The following is a 19,735-nucleotide window of genomic DNA, read 5'->3' on the forward strand; positions in this document are numbered from 1 at the left end:
GGGACTCGACGAGTCCAACCCATTCAGAAACCAATGTCGGATTGGTGGCAGTCATCGACCCATCTGACAACCCCGTTTTTTAACTATCTGCACGGAGGTTATCCCGGGCGAATACCCCGCAGATTTCAGAAGCAATGGAAAATTGGTCCGGCCCGCCAAGGCCGGGCCGGTGCGGGTCGCGGAGGCTGCTCCAAGCCCGAAATTTGTGCCACATGCCTGTGTGTGCGCGTCTCAGGGCACGACGAGATGTCCCTCGCCGATATCGACCAGTGTGGCCCTCTGGGGTGACGCGCCTATGGGCAACACCGGGGTCGGCACGTCGCCCTGCGGACGCGTGGCCGGTGCGCGGGCGTGGGTCGGGTCCGGCACCGGCACCGCCGCGATGAGCTGTCGGGTATAGGGATGCCGCGGATCGCCGAAGACCTGCGCCCGGCTGCCCATCTCGACGACCTGCCCAAGCCGCATCACCGCGATCCGGTCGGAGACGTTCTCGACCACCGCCATGTCGTGGCTGATGAAGAGATAGGCGATGCCGAACTCGGTCTTGAGCGCTCTGAGCAGTTCCAGCACCCGCGCCTGCACGCTCACATCGAGCGCCGAGACGCTCTCGTCGGCGATGATCAGCTTGGGGCGCAGCGCCAGAGCGCGCGCGATGCAGATCCGCTGCCGCTGCCCACCCGAAAACTCGTGCGGATAGCGGTCGATCTGGTCGCGTTCCAACCCGACACGCTCGAACAGCGCCTCGACCTCTGCGCGGCGCTCCGCCCCGCCCCCGATCCGGTGGATCACCAGCGGCTCGGCCACCAGGTCGCCCACCCGCATGCGCGGATCAAGCGAGGCCATCGGATCCTGGAAGATCATCTGGATTTCGCGGCGAAACGCGGCGTCGGGCCTCTGTCCGCTCTCGAGCGCCCGCCCGGCCACTTCGATCCGCCCCTCGAAGGGCACGAGACCGGTCAGCGCCTTGGCGATGGTCGACTTGCCGCAGCCGCTCTCCCCCACAAGGGAGAACGTCTCGCCCGCGCGGATATCGAAGCTGACCCCAGCCACGGCATGCACCGTGTGGGTGACCCGGTTGAGAACGCCGCCCCGGATGTCGAAGCGGACACTCAGGTCCTTGATCCGCGCGACCGTGACGGCGCCGGCGCCAGGTTCGCTGGTTGGACCCGCACCGCTCCCCATACGCGGCACTGCCGCCAGAAGCGCGCGGGTGTAGGCCTCGCGCGGAGCGGCGAAAATCTCGCGCACCGGGCCCTGTTCGACCATGCGGCCAGATTGCATGACGACGACGCGGTCGGCCATCTCGGCCACCACGCCCATGTCGTGGGTGATGAGGATGAGCGCGGTGCCCAACTCGCGCTGCAGATCGCGCAGAAGCTCCAGAACTTCTCGCTGCACAGTGACGTCGAGCGCGGTCGTCGGCTCGTCGGCGATCAGCACATCGGGGCGCAGCGCGATCGCCATGGCGATCATCACGCGCTGACGCATGCCGCCGGACAATTCATGCGGGTATTGCTTGAGCCGCGCCTCGGGCTGCGACATGCGCACCGCGCGCAGCGCCTCGATCGCGCGGTCGCGGACGTCACGGCGCGACAGGCTCTCGTGTGCCTCGATCGCCTCGGTGAGCTGGTGCCCGATGGTCAGCACCGGGTTCAGCGAGGTCATCGGCTCTTGAAAGATCATCGCAACGCGGGCACCGCGCAGGCTGCGCATCCGCCGCTCGGGCAGGGTCAGCAGGTCGGTCTCGCCGAGGCGGATTTCACCCTTGGAGACATGCACCGCCGGCGGCGGCAAAAGCCCCATGATCGCCAGCGAGGTGAGCGATTTGCCCGAGCCGCTTTCGCCCGCGATGGCCAGCGTCTCGCCGCGCGCCAAGCTGAAGGACAGATCATCCACCAGCACGCGCGGGCCCTCTTCGGTGCGCACCGAGACCTGCAGCCCCTTGACCGCGAGGACCGGCAGGGCGTCCGGGGCCTTTTCGGCCCCGGACAGCGACGTGACGGCCGCGTTCATTCGAACACGCATCGCGGGAAGTAGAAGCCGACCACCCAGTTCGGCTGATCGACGATCTCGGAGATCCGCAGATCGCCGCAGGTCGACACCAGCATGTAGGCATCGACCGCCGCCATCTGGCGGCTGGCGCAGAGGAAATCGACCATCCCCGCCACCGCGTCGCGCGACGCCGACATCAGATCCGGCCCGATGCCCGTCGTCACCTCGTAGCCCTTGGCGTCGAGATGCCGCGTCACCGGGCCTTGGGTGGTGAAGCGCGGGAACTTGAGATTCGCGTTCTTCACCAGGTCGAGTGTCAGAACCACATCCATCGGGCTTTCGATCGCGGTGCCGCAGACCTCGCCGTCGCCTTGCGCCGCATGGGTGTCGCCCACCGAGAACAGCGCCCCCGCCACCTCGACGGGGAGGTAGAGCACGGTGCCCGCCGCCAGATCGCGAATGTCGAGATTGCCGCCCACCCGGCGCGGCGGCACGATGGAGTGCAGCCCCGGCTCGGCCAGCGCGTTGCCGATCGTGCCGCAGAAGGGCTTGAGCGGCACCCGGCCATGTTCGCCGAAGAGCGCGGGCTCCAGCGTCTTCGCGTCGTACTTCCAGATCGTCAGCGCCGGGTCGGTGAACTGGTCGGCCAAAAGCCCGAAGCCGGGGATGTTGGCGGTCCAGCCCCAGGCGGAGCCGCCCTCCTCGCGCGGGGCGAAGCTATCGATGGTGATCTTCAGCGCGTCGCCGGGCTCGGCCCCCTCGACATAGATCGGCCCCGAGACCGGGTTGATCTTGCCGAAATCGAGGGCCGTCACATCCTCGACCGTGCTCGAGGGCCCGAGCTGGCCCGCCGATGAATCCATGCAGTGAAAGGCGATCTGCGCGCCGGACTCCACCCGTTCGGCGGGGGCAATTGAGTTGTCCCAGCCAAAATGGTGCTGCGCGCCGTGGATCGTGTAGTCGCAGTTCTTGCACATGGTCTTACTCGGTCACGAAGACGTAGTCGTAGTTCACGGGGATCGAGACCGGATCGACATAGAGCGCATCCGCCCCACCCATCCGCTCGGACTTCATGGTGTAGCGCTGCTCGTTGAACACCGGCACCCAAGGCGCGTCCTCCATGACCCTCATGTAGATGTCCGACCACTTGCCAAGCCGCGCTTCGGCCTGCGCCGGATCGGCCATGGCATCCGCCTCGGCGGCCATCGCGTCGAGATCCTCGTTGCAGTACCACGACCAGTTCCACCCCCCCGGCACGGCGCCCGCACAGCCAAGGATCGGACCATAGAAGTTCGACGCGTCGGGGAAGTCGGCGATCCACGCCATGCCACCGGACCAGATCATCGGCGCCTGGCCTTCCTCGCCGCCCGCGGCGATGACGTTGGCCTGGGCCAGAGACTGGATCGAGGCGTCGATGCCGATCTGGCTCAGATCCTGCTGGATCGCCTGAGCGATGCGCGGGTTGGGATCGGTGTTCATCACGAAAAGCTCGGTCTCGAAGCCATCCGCGTGACCGGCCTCGGCCAAAAGCGCCTTGGCCGCCTCGACGTCGTAGGCGTAGCCCTCGTAGCCTTCGGTGTAGCCCGGCATCGAGGGCGGCAGCGGCTGCGTCGCGGGCACGGCGCGGCCATTGATGATCTGGGTGATCCGCTCCTTGTTGATCGCCATGTTGACGGCTTGGCGCACTTTCACGTCGTCGAAGGGCGCGATCTTGGTGTTGAGCGTGATATAGCCGGTGTGCAGCTGCCCGCCCTCGACCACGCGCTCGGCCTGCGCGGGATCGCTCATCACCTCGACGAACTTGGCGGGCGGGATGCCGTCCCCGGGCACATCGACCTCGCCGTTCTGAAGCCGAAGCAGCGCCACGATCGGTTCCTGACCCACCTCGAAGGTGATCTGGTCGAGATAGGGGATGCCTTCGCGCCAATAGTCGGGGTTCTTCTCGAACACGAGCCGCTGACCGATGGTCCAGTCGCCCAAGCGGAAGGCGCCGGTGCCCACAGGCTCCTTGCCGAAGTCGCCGCCCGCGGCCTCCACGGCTTCCTGCGGCACGACGCTTGCGAAGTTGAGCGCCATCACGTGCAGGAAGGTGGCGTCGGGACGCGACAAGGTGATCTCGACTGTCGCCTCGTCGATCACCTTCACACCCGACAGCCCCTCGGCCTCGCCCGAGGCGGCGGCGTCATAGCCCGCGATCGCCCCGAAGAAGCCCGCGCCGGGCGACTGCGTCTCGGGCTTTGTCACGCGGTCGAGCGAGTATTTCACATCCTCGGCCGTCATCTCGCGACCGTTGTGGAACACGACACCGGGGCGCAGCTGGAAGGTGTAGGTCAGCCCGTCGTCCGAGATCTCGTAGCTTTCGGCTAGACCGGGGCGCAGGTCGGTGGTGCCGGGGACATAGTCCATCAGCCCGTCGAAGATCGACTTGATCATCGACCAGTTCTGCCAGTCGTAGCCGATGGCCGGGTCGAGCGTGGCGACGTCGTCCTTGTAGGTGATGGTGATCGCGCCGCCGGGCGTGGCGGCCGGGTCGGGCTGGTAGTCCTGCGCCAGCGCGGGCACGGCAAGGGCCGCGATCAGCGCGGTCGAGGCGAGAAGCGTCTTCATGTTCACTCTCCTGTCGGGTCTTTTCTTGGTTGGTCGTGCGGGGGTCTCAGCGCAGCTTGATGCGCGGATCGATGAGCGGGGTGACCAGATCGGCCAGAAGGTTGCCGAGGACGATGGCGCAGGCTGAGACCAGCGTGACGCCCATGATGATCGGGATGTCGACGCGCTGGATCGCCTGCCACGCCAACTGGCCGATGCCGGGCCAGCCGAACACGCTCTCGACCACGACGATGCCACCCATGAAGATGCCGATGTCGATGCCGATCATCGCGATCACCGGCAGGATCGCGTTGGGCAGCGCGTGGCGCAGGATCACCTGCCTACGGGCAAGGCCCTTGGCCCGCGCGGTGCGGATGTAGTCGGCGCGCAGCACGTCGACCATCGAGGAACGCATCATCCGGCTGTACCAGCCCGAGCCCATGATCCCGAGCGTCACAGAGGGCAGCACCAGATGCGCCGCCGTGCCGTAGCCGCCGATCGGAAACCAGCCGAGCTGCACCGCGAAGACGTAAAGCAGCAGCAGGCCTACCACGAACTGCGGCGCCGAGACGCCGACAAAGCTCGCGATCATCAGGCTCTGGTCGGTCGCGGTCCCGCGCCGGAGCGCCGCGACGATGCCCATGGTGAGCCCCAACACCAGCTCGCAGCCGATGGCACCCGCCATCAGCAGGAGCGAGGCCGGAAGCCGCGCCGCGATCAGCGTGCCCACGTCGGTGCGCTGCAGGTAGCTGCGACCCAGATCGCCCTGCACGAGGCCGGTGAGATAGCGCCAGTATTGCACCAAGAGCGGCTGATCGAGACCGAGCTGCTGGCGGATGTTTTCGACCGTCTGCGCCGTGGCCGAGCGACCGGCGATCTGGCGCACGGGATCGGCGGGCAGCGCGTAGAGCAAGAAGAAGGTGATGAACGACACTCCGAGCAGGATCAGCACCGAGACGATCAGACGGCGGACGATATAGGCGGCCATCAGTCGCGCCCCCTTTGCGTCGGGTCGAGCACGTCGCGCAGCGCGTCGCCCAAGAGGTTGAACGACAGCGCAAGGATCAGGATCGCGGCGCCGGGGAAGAACACGAGCCAAGGGGCGGCCTGAAAATAGGTCTGGTTCTCGAAGATGATGTTGCCCCAAGACGGCGTCGGCGGCTGCACCCCGATGCCGAGAAAGCTTAGCGTCGCCTCGAGGAGCACCGTGGTCGAGATGCCCAGCGTGCCCCAGACGATGATGGTCGGCACCAGATGCGGCAGGATGTGGCGCAGCAGGATCCGCGCATGCCCCGCGCCCAGCGTCTTTTCGGCGGCGATGAACTCGCGCTCGGACAGCGACGTGGTTTCGGTATAGAGCACCCGCGCCGTCTGGACCCAGTTCACGATGGCGATGACCATGGCGACGATCCACAGCGAGGGCTGGAAGATCGCGGCGAGGCAAATCGCCAGCAACAGCGCCGGGAAGGCCATCATCAGATCGGTAAAGCGCATCAGCACCGCGCCGTAGAAGCCGCGAAAATACCCCGCCGTCACGCCGATCACCGTGCCGATCACCAGTGCGATGCCATTGGCAACCACGCCGATGATCAGCGAGGTGCGCGCACCATAGAGGATGCGGGTGAGCAGATCGCGGCCCAGAAGATCGGTGCCGAGGGCGAAGTCGGCGTTGGGCGGCAAGGGTGCGCCGGTGATCGTCAGCCCGTCGAACATCTGGTCGTTCGGATCGTAGGGCGTGAGCCATGGCGCGAAGATCGCCCCCGCCACAGTCGCCACGATGAGCGCCAGCCCGAACAGCGCCAGCTTGCGCCGCAACAGCCGCGCCAAGGCGCCTTTCGGCGCGGGACGTGCCATCGGCAACGGCGCACCGGCGGGCTGGGATCCGGTGGTGTCAGACATCGTGTCCCTTTCTCGCCGCCTGCGGGGCGGTCTTGTCGTCGGGCTCGGCGCAGATCCGCCGCGCCGCCTGCTCGATGGTGTCCTGCCAGGCCATCGCCATGGCGCGCAGCTGCGCATAGGCCTCGGCCTCGGAGCGGCCGCGCGCCATCAGCACCAGCACTGCGCGCACCACCGTCTGCCGCTCGGCCAGCCGCGCGCGCAGCGCCGCAATCTCGTCGGCGGCGGCGCGGCGCGTCTCGAAGCCCTGCCGCGCGATCAGCAGCGCCGAATAAACGCCGCCTGTGCCAATGGGCTTGAGCAGATGCGCATCCGCCCCCTGCCCCAACGCCCATTCGATCCGCCCCGGCGCCTCCGAGCCGATCAGCGCGATCATCGGCATCGGCGCCTCTCCGGGGGACCATGGAAACATCGCGTCGTGGCACTGGTCGGCATCGAAGAACACGAAGTCGGCGGCCAACGCGTCCGGTCCCAGATCGGGCCAGACCGGCTCGGCCCGCAAGCCGATCGCCGCGAGCTGACGGCTCAGCGCCTGCACCGTGGCGTGCGGGCGGTGCAGCACCAGCGCGGTCGCGCCGCCAAGCTCGGGCGTGGCCAAACGACGGCTCATGGCACGAGCTTCAGCATGGGGCGCGTGGCGCCGGGCCAACGTTCACGCCGCGCCAGATAGGGATCGGCCTCGACCGCCCCTTCGCTGTGCATCACCCGAAACTGCCCCTCCTCGACCCGCGCGATAAGCACCGGCAAGGCCATATGATGTGTTTCGGGGTCGATGCCATGCGCACGAAGCCCCTCCGGGAACCCCGACCTCGCCGCTTCGATCCGGGCCAGCGTGGTCACTGCGACATAGGCGGCGGCGGCATAGGACGAGACCGGCCGCCGTCGTCCAACCGGTTTCCAGAGCGTCGATCCCGCGAAATGCGGCCCCGCCGACACCGCGCCTTCGGCTGCGGCACCGAGCGCCGGGGTTTCGCATTCGGTCAGGTTGCACGACAGCACCGGGCAAAGCCCTTCGGCAAAGGCGGGATCGGTTTCGCGCAACTCGCGCAACGCCCGAAGGAAGGCATGGGACGAGTTGCCGATCAGGTTGTTGAGGATGAAATCCGGCTCGGTGGCACGGATCTCCTCGATCAGACGTCCCACGTCGGTATCGCCCAACGGCAGGTAGCGCTCGCCTGTCACGTCGCCGCCGCTGCTGCCGATCACCTCGCGCGCGACCCGGTTCATCTCCCAGCCCCAGATGTAGTTGGACCCGACGAGAAAGCCCCGCTTGCCATAGCGCGGGAAGGTCCAGTGCAGCAGCGGCAGCAGGTGCTGGTTGGGGCAGGCATGGGTGTAGATGACGCGGTCGGAGGCCTCGAACCCCTCGTAGGGACAAGCGTACCAGAGCATCCCGCCAACCTTTTCGAGCGCCGGGATCACTTCCTTGCGGCTCGAAGAGGTGATGCAGCCCACGACATGGTGCAGGTCGCCCTCTGCAAGCATTTCGGCGCAAAGCGGGCCATAGAGATCGAGATTGCCCGCCGGGTCACGCTCGACCACCTCGATGGTGATGCCCTGCCCCGGATCGGCGTTGATGTCCGCTACCGCCGCCAGTGCACCGTCGCGGCAGGCCGCCGACATCGCCGCGTATTCGCCGCTTCGAGAATAGAGCAGTCCGATCCTGAGTTTGCGATCCACGGGTGCTCCCCCCAAAAAAGAAAAGCCCGCTCGAAGACGCGATGATGCGCAACGAAGCGGGCTCGAATGCCGTCCGGCTCGGGGCCGGTATGTCGCGACAAATCTGCGCCGGTTCACGCCGAGCCGTCAAGCGCGGCGTCGAAGAAATTGCGCGCAGGGGCCCTCGTTCGATGTTTGCTGCAAAATCGCGCGCCAATCGCACATGAAAGGCAAAGACGCCGCGTATGATGGTCGGAACCAATCCCAGATCGGAGCCGATCCCCGGCTCCTCTTATCCGAAACCGCCCTGCCCCATGGCTGTCGTAGAGGGCCATTCTTGACGTTGAAGCAGCCTGCAGCAGCGGCGCGCGAAGGGCGCTGCGAGCTCTTTGCCATGCCGCTGGAAAATTTCTCAAAATTCGGCTATGGTCGCTGAAACCTGCAAGATTGCCACCCGGCTGGCCTGCGGTCTGCAAGCCTGTCACGTGGCGAAGGGCATCGCCATGATCGTTGCGGCTAGTTTGGTTCTGATTGTTCTGTTTTCCGTCGTATTCCACATGGTCAGCCCATGGTGGTGGACGCCCATCGCCTCGAACTGGGGCTATATCGACACCACCCTCGTCGTCACCTTCTGGATCACCGGCACGGTCTTTGCCGCCGTGGTTCTGTTCATGGCGTGGTGCGTGTTTCGCTATCGCCACAAGCCTGGCCGCGTCGCCGCCTACGAGCCCGAGAGCAAGCGGCTAGAGATCTGGCTCACCGTCATCACCGCAATCGGTGTGGCGGCGATGCTGGCGCCGGGACTGGTGGTCTGGAAGCGTTTCATCACCGTCCCCGACGAGGCGACCGAGATCGAGGTCGTGGCCCAGCAGTGGTTCTGGAGCTACCGGTTGCCGGGCGAAGACGGCACGCTCGGGACATCTGGGGTCAACTGGATTTCCCCAGACAACCCGCTCGGCATCAGCCCTCACGACCGCTTCGGCGCCGACGACGTGGTTATCGACGGCGGCGACCTGCACTTGCCGATCGGCAAGCCGGTCAAGGTGCTGCTGCGCTCGGTCGACGTGCTGCATGATTTCTACGTGCCCGAGTTCCGCGCCAAGATGGACATGGTGCCCGGCATGGTCACCTATTTTTGGTTTACCCCCACCCGTACCGGCGAATTCGAAGTGCTCTGCGCCGAGCTCTGCGGCACCGGGCACGGCTACATGCGCGGCTACGTGCTGATCGACGACGAGGTCGATTACGAGGCCTGGCTCGGTGATCAGATCACCTTCGCGGGGCTGCCTGCGGATGGTGGCGTGAAACTCGCGGGAGCATCGGAGCCAAGTGGAGGAAGCGATCCATGAGCAGCGTCAGCGAAGACCCCGACACGGGCATCCCCCCCGCCGAAGTGCCCGACCTGCCGCCGCCGCACGCCCATGGCTGGTGGTCACGCTGGGTGTTTTCGCAAGACGCCAAATATATCGCGCTGCAATACTCCGGCACCGCCATCGCCATCGGCCTCGTCGCACTGGTGCTGTCTTGGCTAATCCGGATGCAGCTCGGATTTCCGGGGGTGTTCGACTTCATCTCGGCCGAGGCCTATTACCAGTTCATCACCATGCACGGCATGATCATGGTGGTCTATCTGCTCACCGCGATCTTTCTGGGCGGCTTCGGCAACTACTTGATCCCGTTGATGGTCGGCGCGCGGGACATGGTGTTTCCCTTCGTCAACATGCTGAGCTTCTGGATGTATTTCGTGGCCGTCGTGGTGCTCGTGGCGAGCTTCTTCGCGCCGGGCGGACCCACGGGGGCGGGATGGACGCTGTATCCGCCGCAGGCGATCCTGTCGGGCACGCCGGGCGGTACGCAATGGGGCATCGTGTTGATGCTCGTGTCGCTGATCCTGTTCATCATCGGCTTTACCATGGGCGGGCTGAACTACGCCGTCACCGTGTTGCAGGGCCGCACGCGTGGCATGACGCTCATGCGGATGCCGCTCACCATCTGGGGCATTTTCACCGCCACGGTGATGGCGCTGCTGGCTTTCCCGGCGCTCTTCGTGGCAAGCGTGATGATGCTCTTCGACCGATTGCTTGGCACCTCGTTCTTCATGCCGGCGCTGGTCGAGATGGGCGAACAGCTGAGCTACGGCGGTGGCTCGCCGATCGTGTTCCAGCACCTGTTCTGGTTCTTCGGCCACCCTGAGGTCTACATCGTGGCGCTGCCAGCTTTCGGCATCGTGTCGGACCTGATCGCGGTGCACGCGCGCAAGAACATCTTCGGCTACCGGATGATGGTCTGGGCCATCGTCATCATCGGCGCTCTGTCGTTCATCGTCTGGGCGCACCATATGTACGTCTCGGGCATGCATCCCTATTTCGGCTTCTTCTTCGCCACCACGACGCTGATCATCGCGGTGCCCACGGCGCTCAAGGTCTACAACTGGGTGCTGACCCTCTATCGCGGCGACATCCACCTGACATTGCCAATGCTCTTCGCGCTGGGATTTATCGTCACCTTCCTCAACGGCGGACTCACGGGGCTCTTTCTTGGCAACGTGGTGGTCGACGTGCCGCTGTCGGACACGATGTTCGTGGTGGCGCATTTCCATATGGTCATGGGCGTGGCGCCGATCATGGTGATCTACGGCGCGATCTATCACTGGTTCCCGCTGATTTCGGGACGGTTCTTGTCAAAGCGTCTCGGATTGATCCATTTCTGGGTCACCTTTATCGGCGCCTACGCGATCTTCTTCCCGATGCATTACGTGGGCCTCGTTGGCGTGCCGCGCCGCTATCCCGACATCTCGGCAAGCTTCGTGCCCGAAAGCGTCGCCACGCTCAACGCCTTCATCTCCGTCGCCGCATTGACCGTCGGCGCGGCGCAGATGCTGTTTCTGTTCAATGTCGCGTGGAGCCTGCGCTTTGGACGCAAGTCCGGCCTCAACCCGTGGCGCGCGGCCTCGCTCGAATGGCAAACGCCAGAGGCCCCGCCGCGTCACGGCAACTGGAGCGAGACGCTGCCGGTGGTCTACCGCTGGGCCTATGACTACAGCGTACCGGGGGCCGCGCGCGACTATGTCGCCCAAAACGATCCCGGCCCCGCCGCCGCATGGAGCCATACGCCATGAGCATCGTGCTCGCCTTTATCGCCGGGGTCGCGGTGATCGCGGGCTGGTGGCTGTCTCGGCAGGGCCTTGGCGACAAACCGTGGTTGGAAACGGGGGCCGTGACCGCCGTGCCCTCGCCCGGCGGTCTGCCCGTGGGCAAAATGGGGCTCGGCGTGTTTCTGGGCGTGGTGGGCGTGCTATTCGCGCTGACCGGCAGCGCGGTCGTGATGCGCATGGGCTTCGCCGACTGGTTCGAACTGCGGCTGCCGCGCGTGGTCTGGGCCAGTACGGCGCTCCTGATGCTGAGCAGCGTCGCGCTGCACATCGCGCAGCGCGCGGCGCGAAGCGGCGACGAGCGCCTGCTCCGCCTCACCGTGGCGGTGGGCGGCCTCACGGCAGCGGGCTTTCTCGCAGGTCAGCTCGCGGCATGGTCGGCGCTGGCGCAAAGCGGCCAGACCCTCGCCTCTAATCCGGGCGTGAGCTTCTTCTACCTGATCGCGGGGTTGCACGGGCTGCACATCATCGGCGGTCTGGTGGCGCTGGGGCGCGTTGGCCTGCGGCTGCGTGAGCGGGCCGTCCCGGACCAGACGACGCGCAGCGTTACGCTTTGCGCGATCTACTGGCACGCGCTGCTGGTCGTCTGGGTTGCAATGCTGACGCTGCTGATGGGCTGGGCGAGCGACGTGGTGTCGCTGTGCCGGGCGATCCTGACATGAGGAGGCTGCCATGACCGACGCGACCGCCCCCCACACACCGGCCCGCCCGGACGGGCTCGAAGGGGTCGCCGCGGACTGGGCCTCGGACCAAAGGGCGTTCAAAACCGCCTCCTGGGGCAAGGCGATGATGTGGATCTTCCTGCTCAGTGACACCTTCGTCTTCGCGATTTTCCTGATCTCCTACATGTCGGCCCGCAGTTCGACCGAGACCGAGTGGCCCAACGCCAGCGAGGTCTTCGCGCTGCATGTCGGGCATACGGAGCTGCCGCTCTTGCTCATCGCGATCATGACCTTCGTGCTGATCACCTCGTCAGGGACCATGGCGATGGCGGTGAATTTCGCCTATGCGCGCAACGCCAGACGCACCGCGCAGCTGATGTTCGCGACCGCCGCACTTGGCATCTGCTTCGTCGGCATGCAGGCCTTTGAGTGGTCTAAGCTGATCTCCGAGGGCGTGCGCCCTTGGGGCAACCCCTGGGGCGCCGAGCAGTTCGGCGCCAGCTTCTTCATGATTACCGGCTTTCACGGCACCCATGTCAGCTTCGGGGTGCTGTTCCTGCTGATCGTCGCCAACAAAGTCCGCAAGGGCGAATTCGACAGCGGCCGGCGGACCTGGCTCTGCCGAGAGAAAGGCGATTACGAGGCGGTCGAGATCATGGGGCTCTACTGGCACTTCGTCGACCTCGTCTGGGTCTTCATCTTCGCGTTCTTCTACCTGTGGTGAGGGAAACATGACGCATGCCGTAGCCTCCGACGCCACCCGTTCTCCGGCCCCGGCCCAAGAGCATCAGGCCCACCCGATCCGGCTCTATGTCATCTGCTGGTGCCTGCTCTTCGTGCTCAGCGCGGCCTCTTACATGGTCGATTACGCGCAGCTTCAGGGGCTGCTGCGCTGGGGCCTGATCCTGCTGTTCATGACCCTCAAGGCCGGGCTGATCGTCGCGGTGTTCATGCATATGGCGTGGGAGCGTCTGGCGCTGGTTTACGCCGTCCTGCTGCCGCCGCTGGCGGCGCTGGTCTTCATGGGGATCATGGTGGCGGAATCCGGCTATACCCTGCAATCGCGCGAAGACCATTTCTCGACCGAATGAGGCCGCGTCCGGTCAGGCTGCGGTCCACGGGGGCGGCTCGGAAGGCAACCCGAGGCTGCGCGACTGCGCTCGAAATCGACGCCGGATGCCCCCGAATTTGTCGCCGGATGTATCCGTTTGATCGGCTGCGACAACCGGCGACAAAGCCCGCGTGGCGCGGGGGTGTGATGGCTGTCACGAAGGCCCAAGTGATCGACAGGGCGCCGATGCCGGTGCCACGTCACTCAGAACAAAGGGCTGAACCCATGAAAACGACCAAGCTGATCCCGACCGCCTTCCTCGTCACCGCACTGCTCGGCGCCGGCGCCGCCGTCGCCACCGCGCAAAGCACCGCGCCGGCGCCTGAGGCCGCCACCACCCAGCAGGCCGCACCCGAGCGCGCCCCCGAGCAGGAACGCGGCGGCTTCATGCAGCGGATGCGCGGCGGTCACGATGGCGAGCGCGGCGGCAAGCATGGCGGCAAGGGTGGCCACGGTGAGCGCGGCGGGCGTCACGGTGGCGGCATGATGATGCAGCAGATCCTGACGCAGGCCGACACCGACGGCGACGGCAGCCTGACGCAGGCCGAGATCGACGCCTTCCGCACCGCGAAGGTGAGCGGCGCCGACACCGATGCCGACGGCGCGCTGTCGATCGAGGAGTTCGAGACGCTCCACGCCGAATTCACCCGCGACCGCATGGTCGACGCGTTCCAGGAACTCGACGCCGATGGTGACGGCGTGATCTCGGCCGAGGAACTCGACGCCCGCGTCGGCGGCCTCGTCGAGCGGATGGACCGCGACGGCGACGGCGCGCTCACCCCGGCCGACCGCGGCCGCCGCTGATCCAGGCAGCGGGGGGCACGCCCCCCGCATGCCGGCTGTCGGCGCGGCGACCCCCTCCCCGGTCGTCGCGCCGCTGGCAACACTCTGGCGTCAGGTCATCAGGACGCCGGATAGGCCGCATCGACGCTCGGCGCGCGGCATGCCGTGCCATCCGGCCAGAGGTAGATGTGTAGATGCAGGCACGCACCGGTGCGGTGCTACCGGACCGGGGCCGGGCCGGTGTAGAGCCGATGGTGTGCCAACATCTCCTTGGAGACTGGCGCGGATGTGGTCTATGCCACCAAGCACCTGCGTCGGCGCCAATGGCCGCACCTTTCGCGATCAGGCTCGCACGCCATACAGACCATCGGGAGACTTCGCAGACGATGAGCCGCTTCCTGTCCTTCCTGCTCAGACGGCACCCTATTGCCTCTGGGCTTCTGGTCCTCGCGGTGGCGGTGCTCGTGGTCTTCGCATGGCAGTTCGCGGCTCAGGCGATCTACTTCAATGACCCCACACACCAGAATCCGGCGCTCGAGCTGTGGATGTCGCCGCGCTATGTTGGCCGGTCGTGGGACCTGCCTCCGCCGGTGGTCTTCGACATCATGCGGATGGACCATGATGCGCCACCGCATGACGGCCCACGTACCCTGACCGAGGTTCTGTCGCGCACCGGGCTAACGCTCGAGGAACTGCAGGCGCGGGTCGAATCTGCCAAGACCGCGCTGGAGGCCCGCCGCCGATGACCGAAACGCTGCTCGCCCTCGTGCCCACCTATGGCGTGTGGCTGATCATGGCCTCGGTGACGCTGTCGTGTCTGGCGCTGCCGATCCCGTCGTCGATGCTGGTAATGGCGGGGGGCGGATTTGCGGCGGCGGGCGATCTCTCCTACTGGCAGCTCGTCGTAGCGGCGGCGGCGGGTTTCATGCTAGGTGACCAGATCGCCTATCACCTCGCCCGCGCGGGCGGCGCGCCGCTGATCGCACGGCTACAGCGGCGACCCAAGCCCGCGGGTGTTCTCGACGCGGCCCAAGGCATGATTGATCGGCGCGGGCTGGCAGCGGTGTTTCTGAGCCGCACGGTACTGAGCCCGGTCGGCCCTTATGTGGGCTTTCTCTCAGGAGCGCTGCGGCTCGACTGGCTGCGGTTCAGCGGCGCGGCGACGGCGGGGGCGGTGGTTTGGAGTCTGGGCTACAGCTCTCTCGGCTTTGGCTTTGCCAGTCGCATTCCCGAGATCGCCACGATGATCGCCAATTCGGTCGGCGTCGTGCTGGCCGGGGCGGTCGTCATCGGGATCTGGATCTGGCTCTGGCACAGCTGGAAGGCATCGCAGGCCACAACGACCTGACGCCCCTGACGCTGGCCCGCGATGGATCACTGTTCAGAGCGTCGCGTTGGTTAGACAGAGCTGAGCAGAATGCTGGTCTCGCTGTTGGTGATGCCCTGCACGGCCCGCACCTCACGCAGCACCCGGTCGAAATCGGTCAGGCTCTCCGCCGAAAGCTGCGCCACCAAATCCCATTTCCCGTTGGTCGAATGCAGCTGGCGCAGCTCGGGCAGACCGCGCAGCCTGCGGATCACAGCCGTCGTTGACTGTCCCGACACCTCGATCATCATGACTGCGTGCACCCCATCGGGTCCGTGGTCCTGCCGGGCGCGCACGGTGAAACCGAGCACCGCGCCATTGTCGAGAAGCCGGTCGAGCCGCGCCTGCACCGTTGCGCGTGACACTTCGAGGATCGTTGCGAGCTTGGAAATCGGCGCGCGCCCGTCCTCGCGCAGGATCGCGATAAGCCGTCGGTCAAGGTCGTCGAAGACATGCATGTCATTCTTGCTCATCGTTACTACGCAATATGCCACATATTGCATCTGCGACATTACAATATCGCAATGTAACGTGCAAATCCGCATGCTTTAGGCTGTCCATGATCCTACCGGCCCAAGGAAAAGCCATGCCGCAGCCCTCGCCCCAGACTCCATGCGCCGTGGTAATGATCCGGCCGCACCGCTTCACGCCGAACGCTCAGACTGCGCTCGACAACAGCTTTCAATCCCCGGCGGCCGCTGCGGAGGCGGACGCAATTGCCCTTCGCGCCCATGCCGAGGTGACCCGCGCGGTGGGCCAGCTGCGACAGGCCGGCATCACCGTGCGCCTGTTCGAGGACGAGACCGCCGACACGCCGGATTCCGTGTTTCCGAACAATTGGTTCTCGACTCATCCCGGGGGCCATGTCGCGGTCTATCCGATGTATGCGCCAAACCGCCGCGCCGAGCGTCGGGCAGACGTGCTCGAGATGTTGAAATCCCACTACCGTGTGCAGGACATCATCGACTATTCGGGGCTGGAACCAGATGGCCTCTTTCTCGAAGGCACAGGCGCCATGGTGCTCGACCATGTCGAGCGCGTCGCCTATGCCGCGCGGTCCCGGCGCACCAGTGAGATCCTGCTCGAACGGTTTTGCACCCATTTCAATTATGAGCCGGTGGTCTTCGATGCGGTCGATGCCGCGGGGGCAGCGATCTACCACACCAATGTCCTGATGTGCATCGGCACCGGCTTTGCGATGATCGGCCTCGACACGATCCGCAATACTGCGCGCCGGGGCGAGATCGCGGGTCGCCTGCGCGCGGGCGAGCGTGATCTGATCGAGCTGACCCATGCCCAAATTGGCGAGTTCGCTGGTAACGCGATCGAACTTGCGGGGCAAAGCGGGCCAGTGCTGGCACTTTCCGCTCGCGCGCTGGCCTCGCTCGATGCCGCGCAGCGCACTCGGCTCGAGCGTCGCGCCGACCTCCTGCCGCTCGACATTCCAACAATCGAGCTGGCTGGCGGCTCGGTTCGCTGCATGCTGGCCGGACTGCATCTCAGCCCGCGCCAGACCCACTGACCTTTCGAAAGGAACACCTCATGTCCGCCCTGCCCTCCGACCTCGCCTATGTGCCCTTCGTTTCGGTGCAGAACATGATGGACCTTGTGCATCATATCGGCATTGAGCGCGTGCTGACCGATCTGGCCGCCGAAATTGAGACCGACTTCAAACGATGGGAGAGCTTCGACAAGACGCCGCGCGTCGCCTCGCATTCTCAGGTGGGCGTGATCGAGCTGATGCCCACCTCCGACGGCGAGATGTATGGCTTCAAATACGTGAACGGCCATCCCGAGAATACGCGCGAAGGGCTGCAGACTGTCACGGCCTTTGGGCTTTTGGCCGATGTGCACACCGGCTACCCCAAGCTTCTGTCGGAAATGACCCTGCTCACGGCGCTGCGCACCGCCGCCACCTCGGCGCTGGTGGCGCGGCATCTCGCGCCCCGCGGTGCGCGGATCATGGCGATGATCGGCAACGGCGCGCAGTCCGAGTTTCAATGCCTCGCCTTCAAGGCCATCTGCGGCATCGACACGGTGCGTCTTTACGACATCGACCCCGCCGCCACCCGCAAAGCAGCGCGCAATCTCGAGTCCTCGGGCCTCACGGTGGTGTCCTGCGCTTCGGGCGAGGAGGCAATCGAAGGCGCGCAGATCATCACCACCTGCACCGCTGACAAGCAGTACGCGACGATCCTGACCGACAACATGGTCGGCAGCGGCGTGCACATCAATGCCATCGGCGGCGACTGCCCTGGCAAGACCGAGCTGCACCGCGACATTCTTCTGCGGTCGCGGATCTTTGTGGAGTATCCTGAACAGACCCGCGTCGAGGGTGAGATACAGCAGCTCGACCCGGATCACGAGGTGACCGAGCTGTGGCAGGTCATGACCGGTCGCGCGCCCGGCCGCACCGATGAGCGGCAGATCACCCTGTTCGACTCAGTGGGCTTCGCCATCGAGGACTTTAGCGCACTGCGTTACGTGCTCAAGGCGATCCAAGGCACGGCCTATTATACCGACCTCGACATGCTCGCCGACCCTGACGATCCGCGCGACCTTTTCGGCATGTTCCACCGCGCGGCCAGCTGACCTTGTAAGCGTCCGCTTTCGGCTGCACCGCCCGGTCCTTCAAATGCGCGGCTCGATCGGCTAGGCCACGGTTCAGGTTCACCTGACAGGAGGCCAGCGCATCATGCTGCCGTGGATTCATCTCGAAACGGCGGTGGCACCGCAGGGGGACACGCTGAGACTTCTGCGTCGGGGCGACGAGTTCTCGATTCGTTTAGGCGATGGAAACGAGTTGATGAGTAGCCGTCTCAGCGGCTCCGAGGAGGCCCTCGCCACCCTCGTCCTCGAGCGTCTGGCCGGCCGGCCCGCGCCGCGTGTGCTGATCGGCGGGCTCGGCATGGGTTTCACCCTGCGCGCAGCACAGGCCGCCGCGCCTCCGGCTGCACGACTGATCGTGTCCGAGATCGTGCCGGAGCTTGCCGACTGGGCCACCCGGCATATGGGATCGGTCTTCAAGGACAGCCTTTCGGACCCACGGGTCGAATTGCGGCTCGGCGATGTCGGGGCGGAGATCCGCGCAGCCGATGGGGTCTACGACGCGATCCTGCTCGACGTTGACAACGGCCCCGATGGGCTGACCCGCGAGGGCAACGGCGCGCTCTATGGCGAGGCGGGCTTGCGGGCAGCGCGGCGGGCGCTGACCCCTCGCGGCATCCTTGCTGTCTGGTCCGCCGCTCAGGACTCGCGCTTTTCCAAACGACTGGGTCACAGCGGCTTTGAGGTGGAGGCGCAGAGCGTGCGCGCCGGTCGCACCAAGCGTGGCGCTCGCCATACCATCTGGCTCGCCACCCGCGCCTAAGACCGAGGTCACCCGCCTGCCCCATTCCTGCGGTCCATAATGATCCGATCGCGGCTGGAACGTGGAAATTGCCAATTGGCAATCGGCGGAAATCAGATTGGGTTCGCCTCGGCAAAACGCCTGAAGAACGCAAGGAACGCGCGATCGGGATCGTCTGCTGGCTCCTTGCCTTTCGCCCATTCCCGCCACTGGCCCTCGATGTTGTAGATGTCATAGCCCGGAAACCGCAGGCGCGCCGTTTCGTAGGTTTCCGTCCGCAGTGCCTCCCCCTTGCGGTCGAGCCACGCTGGCCGCGCCCGGGGTTGGCCCTGACCGCTCGACGACACGGCTCGCGTTGCCTCGGGCGCACTTTCCTCGGCAGAGCGCGCACGACGTCCGGTGCTGGCAAAGCTCAGGGCGCGCTCGGCCTTGCCGGTCGCGTCGCCATCCTTGCGCCACCACTTTAGCTCGACATGGGTCACACTACGCCCGGTCTTGATCGGCAATATCTCGACCATGTAGTCCGACAAGGCGCAGACCTCGGCCACCGCCGGATCGATGGCGCGGAGCCGCAGGTTGGACCATGAGGTCAACTTGCCCCGGGGTACGCCCAACACGCCGCGCAGCCCGTCGAGGGTGAAGGTCTCGGACGACTTCCAACGCAGGTTGCCGCGTTTTTGCACCATCTCATAGAGTGTCAGCGCATATTTCGAGGACAACGCGAACATCACCTCGCGCTGCAACCGCGCAAAGACGGTGGAATTGCCGATCACCTTGCGCAGCCGTGCCGGGATCTCATACTCGAACAACCCGTCACCGCGCGCCATTTCGACGTTGCCGCCGAGAAGCTGCACGCGCTCCACGGCGGGTTTGCCGTCCCACATAACCTCCATCTTGACGATCGCGCTCATCAGGCGTTCGATCGACTCTCCGACCCTGTCGTTGGAGTTGTGGTTGCCGCGCAGATCCAGCTTGGAAATGACATGCATCACCGGCTTGTCGATCGCATCCCAGGCGTTCTCGAGAAGTTGGTTGTAGATCCGCCGGTCGGCCAGCGTCAGCGGCGTGACCTCTATGAGGTCCACCAGTTCACCCGGTTTGATCAGGGTGTCGGCACTCGGTCGGGCATCGACGGTCCGGTAGGTTGGTTTGGGCAATTTGACCATGAGGGCGCCAGCTC

The 19,735-nt window shown here is 65.7% G+C and carries 20 protein-coding genes; 11 read left to right on the forward strand and 9 right to left on the reverse strand.

What is annotated here, in order from left to right; translation table 11 throughout:
- Nucleotides 1–231: 231 nt before the first annotated feature.
- Genes AADJ02_RS09565 through AADJ02_RS09595 form a run of 7 tightly spaced genes read right to left on the reverse strand, consistent with a single transcriptional unit; the run spans nt 232 to nt 8,154 of the window.
- A complete protein-coding gene (locus AADJ02_RS09565; RefSeq protein ID WP_341212773.1) occupies nt 232–2,013 on the reverse strand; it encodes an ABC transporter ATP-binding protein in 1,782 nt (593 codons plus the stop codon).
- Nucleotides 2,010–2,969: an acetamidase/formamidase family protein gene (locus AADJ02_RS09570; protein ID WP_341212774.1), complete on the reverse strand. Its 960-nt coding sequence runs from the start codon at nt 2,967–2,969 to the stop codon at nt 2,010–2,012. Before AADJ02_RS09570 ends, AADJ02_RS09565 begins: the two co-directional genes overlap by 4 nt.
- A gap of 4 nt (nt 2,970–2,973) precedes the next feature.
- Nucleotides 2,974–4,599 carry an ABC transporter substrate-binding protein gene (locus AADJ02_RS09575; protein ID WP_341212775.1) on the reverse strand — a complete coding sequence of 542 codons (1,626 nt, stop codon included), beginning with the start codon at nt 4,597–4,599 and terminating at the stop codon, nt 2,974–2,976.
- Between the two features lie 46 nt (nt 4,600–4,645).
- Nucleotides 4,646–5,566: an ABC transporter permease gene (locus AADJ02_RS09580; RefSeq protein ID WP_341212776.1), complete on the reverse strand. Its 921-nt coding sequence runs from the start codon at nt 5,564–5,566 to the stop codon at nt 4,646–4,648.
- Nucleotides 5,566–6,432: an ABC transporter permease gene (locus AADJ02_RS09585; RefSeq protein WP_341212907.1), complete on the reverse strand. Its 867-nt coding sequence runs from the start codon at nt 6,430–6,432 to the stop codon at nt 5,566–5,568. The genes AADJ02_RS09580 and AADJ02_RS09585 overlap by 1 nt, the downstream gene beginning before the upstream one ends.
- 37 nt (nt 6,433–6,469) lie before the next feature.
- Entirely contained in the window at nt 6,470–7,084 is a 615-nt protein-coding gene (locus AADJ02_RS09590) for an ANTAR domain-containing protein (protein WP_341212777.1), read from the reverse strand.
- Nucleotides 7,081–8,154 (reverse strand): transporter substrate-binding protein, encoded by a 1,074-nt coding sequence (locus AADJ02_RS09595; protein WP_341212778.1) that lies wholly within the window; start codon nt 8,152–8,154, stop codon nt 7,081–7,083. The genes AADJ02_RS09590 and AADJ02_RS09595 overlap by 4 nt, the downstream gene beginning before the upstream one ends.
- A 404-nt stretch (nt 8,155–8,558) precedes the next feature.
- Between AADJ02_RS09595 and AADJ02_RS09600 the strand changes: the two genes are divergently transcribed.
- From AADJ02_RS09600 to AADJ02_RS09635, 8 genes are all read left to right on the forward strand, one after another.
- The gene (locus tag AADJ02_RS09600; RefSeq protein WP_341212779.1) at nt 8,559–9,482 is read left to right on the forward strand and encodes a cytochrome c oxidase subunit II; all 924 of its coding nucleotides are present in this window, start codon (nt 8,559–8,561) and stop codon (nt 9,480–9,482) included.
- A complete protein-coding gene (locus AADJ02_RS09605; RefSeq protein WP_341212780.1) occupies nt 9,479–11,251 on the forward strand; it encodes a cbb3-type cytochrome c oxidase subunit I in 1,773 nt (590 codons plus the stop codon). Before AADJ02_RS09600 ends, AADJ02_RS09605 begins: the two co-directional genes overlap by 4 nt.
- On the forward strand, nt 11,248–11,946 hold the full coding sequence (locus AADJ02_RS09610) for a cytochrome c oxidase subunit 3 (RefSeq protein ID WP_341212781.1): 699 nt from the start codon (nt 11,248–11,250) through the stop codon (nt 11,944–11,946). The genes AADJ02_RS09605 and AADJ02_RS09610 overlap by 4 nt, the downstream gene beginning before the upstream one ends.
- Nucleotides 11,947–11,956: 10 nt before the next feature.
- Complete coding sequence (locus AADJ02_RS09615) at nt 11,957–12,670, forward strand: heme-copper oxidase subunit III family protein (protein WP_341212782.1); 714 nt, start codon at nt 11,957–11,959, stop codon at nt 12,668–12,670.
- Nucleotides 12,671–12,677: 7 nt separating this feature from the next.
- Nucleotides 12,678–13,037, forward strand: a complete 360-nt coding sequence (locus AADJ02_RS09620; RefSeq protein ID WP_341212783.1) for a cytochrome C oxidase subunit IV family protein — start codon at nt 12,678–12,680, stop codon at nt 13,035–13,037.
- A 245-nt stretch (nt 13,038–13,282) separates the two neighbouring features.
- Nucleotides 13,283–13,861 (forward strand): EF-hand domain-containing protein, encoded by a 579-nt coding sequence (locus AADJ02_RS09625; protein WP_341212784.1) that lies wholly within the window; start codon nt 13,283–13,285, stop codon nt 13,859–13,861.
- 365 nt (nt 13,862–14,226) lie between these two features.
- Complete coding sequence (locus AADJ02_RS09630; RefSeq protein WP_341212785.1) at nt 14,227–14,586, forward strand: hypothetical protein; 360 nt, start codon at nt 14,227–14,229, stop codon at nt 14,584–14,586.
- The gene (locus tag AADJ02_RS09635) at nt 14,583–15,188 is read left to right on the forward strand and encodes a VTT domain-containing protein (protein ID WP_341212786.1); all 606 of its coding nucleotides are present in this window, start codon (nt 14,583–14,585) and stop codon (nt 15,186–15,188) included. The genes AADJ02_RS09630 and AADJ02_RS09635 overlap by 4 nt, the downstream gene beginning before the upstream one ends.
- A 50-nt stretch (nt 15,189–15,238) precedes the next feature.
- Here the strand turns inward: AADJ02_RS09635 and AADJ02_RS09640 are convergent, their stop codons facing one another.
- Nucleotides 15,239–15,679: an Lrp/AsnC family transcriptional regulator gene (locus tag AADJ02_RS09640; RefSeq protein ID WP_341212787.1), complete on the reverse strand. Its 441-nt coding sequence runs from the start codon at nt 15,677–15,679 to the stop codon at nt 15,239–15,241.
- A gap of 86 nt (nt 15,680–15,765) precedes the next feature.
- On the opposite strand from AADJ02_RS09640, the gene AADJ02_RS09645 reads away from it, so the two are divergent.
- The 3 genes from AADJ02_RS09645 to AADJ02_RS09655 all read left to right on the forward strand — a co-directional run bounded on the left by AADJ02_RS09645 (nt 15,766) and on the right by AADJ02_RS09655 (nt 18,576).
- A complete protein-coding gene (locus AADJ02_RS09645; RefSeq protein ID WP_341212788.1) occupies nt 15,766–16,728 on the forward strand; it encodes an arginine deiminase-related protein in 963 nt (320 codons plus the stop codon).
- Nucleotides 16,729–16,748: 20 nt separating this feature from the next.
- Nucleotides 16,749–17,798, forward strand: a complete 1,050-nt coding sequence (locus AADJ02_RS09650; RefSeq protein WP_341212789.1) for an ornithine cyclodeaminase — start codon at nt 16,749–16,751, stop codon at nt 17,796–17,798.
- 103 nt (nt 17,799–17,901) lie between these two features.
- Nucleotides 17,902–18,576 carry a spermidine synthase gene (locus tag AADJ02_RS09655; protein ID WP_341212790.1) on the forward strand — a complete coding sequence of 225 codons (675 nt, stop codon included), beginning with the start codon at nt 17,902–17,904 and terminating at the stop codon, nt 18,574–18,576.
- A 92-nt stretch (nt 18,577–18,668) separates the two neighbouring features.
- Here the strand turns inward: AADJ02_RS09655 and AADJ02_RS09660 are convergent, their stop codons facing one another.
- Nucleotides 18,669–19,721 (reverse strand): replication initiation protein, encoded by a 1,053-nt coding sequence (locus AADJ02_RS09660; RefSeq protein WP_341212791.1) that lies wholly within the window; start codon nt 19,719–19,721, stop codon nt 18,669–18,671.
- Nucleotides 19,722–19,735 lie beyond the last annotated feature (14 nt).

The organism is uncultured Limimaricola sp. (assembly GCF_964022235.1).
Taxonomy (GTDB): domain Bacteria; phylum Pseudomonadota; class Alphaproteobacteria; order Rhodobacterales; family Rhodobacteraceae; genus Limimaricola.

Excerpts from the sequence above, each read along its gene's own strand:
- AADJ02_RS09610 (WP_341212781.1), top strand. The coding sequence starts at position 11,248 with ATGAGCATCGTGCTCGCCTTTATCGCCGGGGTCGCGGTGATCGCGGGC.
- AADJ02_RS09620 (WP_341212783.1), top strand. The coding sequence starts at position 12,678 with ATGACGCATGCCGTAGCCTCCGACGCCACCCGTTCTCCGGCCCCGGCC.
- AADJ02_RS09600 (WP_341212779.1), top strand. The coding sequence starts at position 8,559 with ATGGTCGCTGAAACCTGCAAGATTGCCACCCGGCTGGCCTGCGGTCTG.
- AADJ02_RS09650 (WP_341212789.1), top strand. The coding sequence starts at position 16,749 with ATGTCCGCCCTGCCCTCCGACCTCGCCTATGTGCCCTTCGTTTCGGTG.
- AADJ02_RS09605 (WP_341212780.1), top strand. The coding sequence starts at position 9,479 with ATGAGCAGCGTCAGCGAAGACCCCGACACGGGCATCCCCCCCGCCGAA.
- AADJ02_RS09655 (WP_341212790.1), top strand. The coding sequence starts at position 17,902 with ATGCTGCCGTGGATTCATCTCGAAACGGCGGTGGCACCGCAGGGGGAC.
- AADJ02_RS09660 (WP_341212791.1), bottom strand. The coding sequence starts at position 19,721 with ATGGTCAAATTGCCCAAACCAACCTACCGGACCGTCGATGCCCGACCG.
- AADJ02_RS09630 (WP_341212785.1), top strand. The coding sequence starts at position 14,227 with ATGAGCCGCTTCCTGTCCTTCCTGCTCAGACGGCACCCTATTGCCTCT.
- AADJ02_RS09570 (WP_341212774.1), bottom strand. The coding sequence starts at position 2,969 with ATGTGCAAGAACTGCGACTACACGATCCACGGCGCGCAGCACCATTTT.
- AADJ02_RS09580 (WP_341212776.1), bottom strand. The coding sequence starts at position 5,566 with ATGGCCGCCTATATCGTCCGCCGTCTGATCGTCTCGGTGCTGATCCTG.
- AADJ02_RS09565 (WP_341212773.1), bottom strand. The coding sequence starts at position 2,013 with ATGAACGCGGCCGTCACGTCGCTGTCCGGGGCCGAAAAGGCCCCGGAC.
- AADJ02_RS09625 (WP_341212784.1), top strand. The coding sequence starts at position 13,283 with ATGAAAACGACCAAGCTGATCCCGACCGCCTTCCTCGTCACCGCACTG.
- AADJ02_RS09635 (WP_341212786.1), top strand. The coding sequence starts at position 14,583 with ATGACCGAAACGCTGCTCGCCCTCGTGCCCACCTATGGCGTGTGGCTG.
- AADJ02_RS09615 (WP_341212782.1), top strand. The coding sequence starts at position 11,957 with ATGACCGACGCGACCGCCCCCCACACACCGGCCCGCCCGGACGGGCTC.
- AADJ02_RS09645 (WP_341212788.1), top strand. The coding sequence starts at position 15,766 with ATGATCCTACCGGCCCAAGGAAAAGCCATGCCGCAGCCCTCGCCCCAG.
- AADJ02_RS09590 (WP_341212777.1), bottom strand. The coding sequence starts at position 7,084 with ATGAGCCGTCGTTTGGCCACGCCCGAGCTTGGCGGCGCGACCGCGCTG.
- AADJ02_RS09585 (WP_341212907.1), bottom strand. The coding sequence starts at position 6,432 with ATGGCACGTCCCGCGCCGAAAGGCGCCTTGGCGCGGCTGTTGCGGCGC.
- AADJ02_RS09575 (WP_341212775.1), bottom strand. The coding sequence starts at position 4,599 with ATGAAGACGCTTCTCGCCTCGACCGCGCTGATCGCGGCCCTTGCCGTG.
- AADJ02_RS09640 (WP_341212787.1), bottom strand. The coding sequence starts at position 15,679 with ATGAGCAAGAATGACATGCATGTCTTCGACGACCTTGACCGACGGCTT.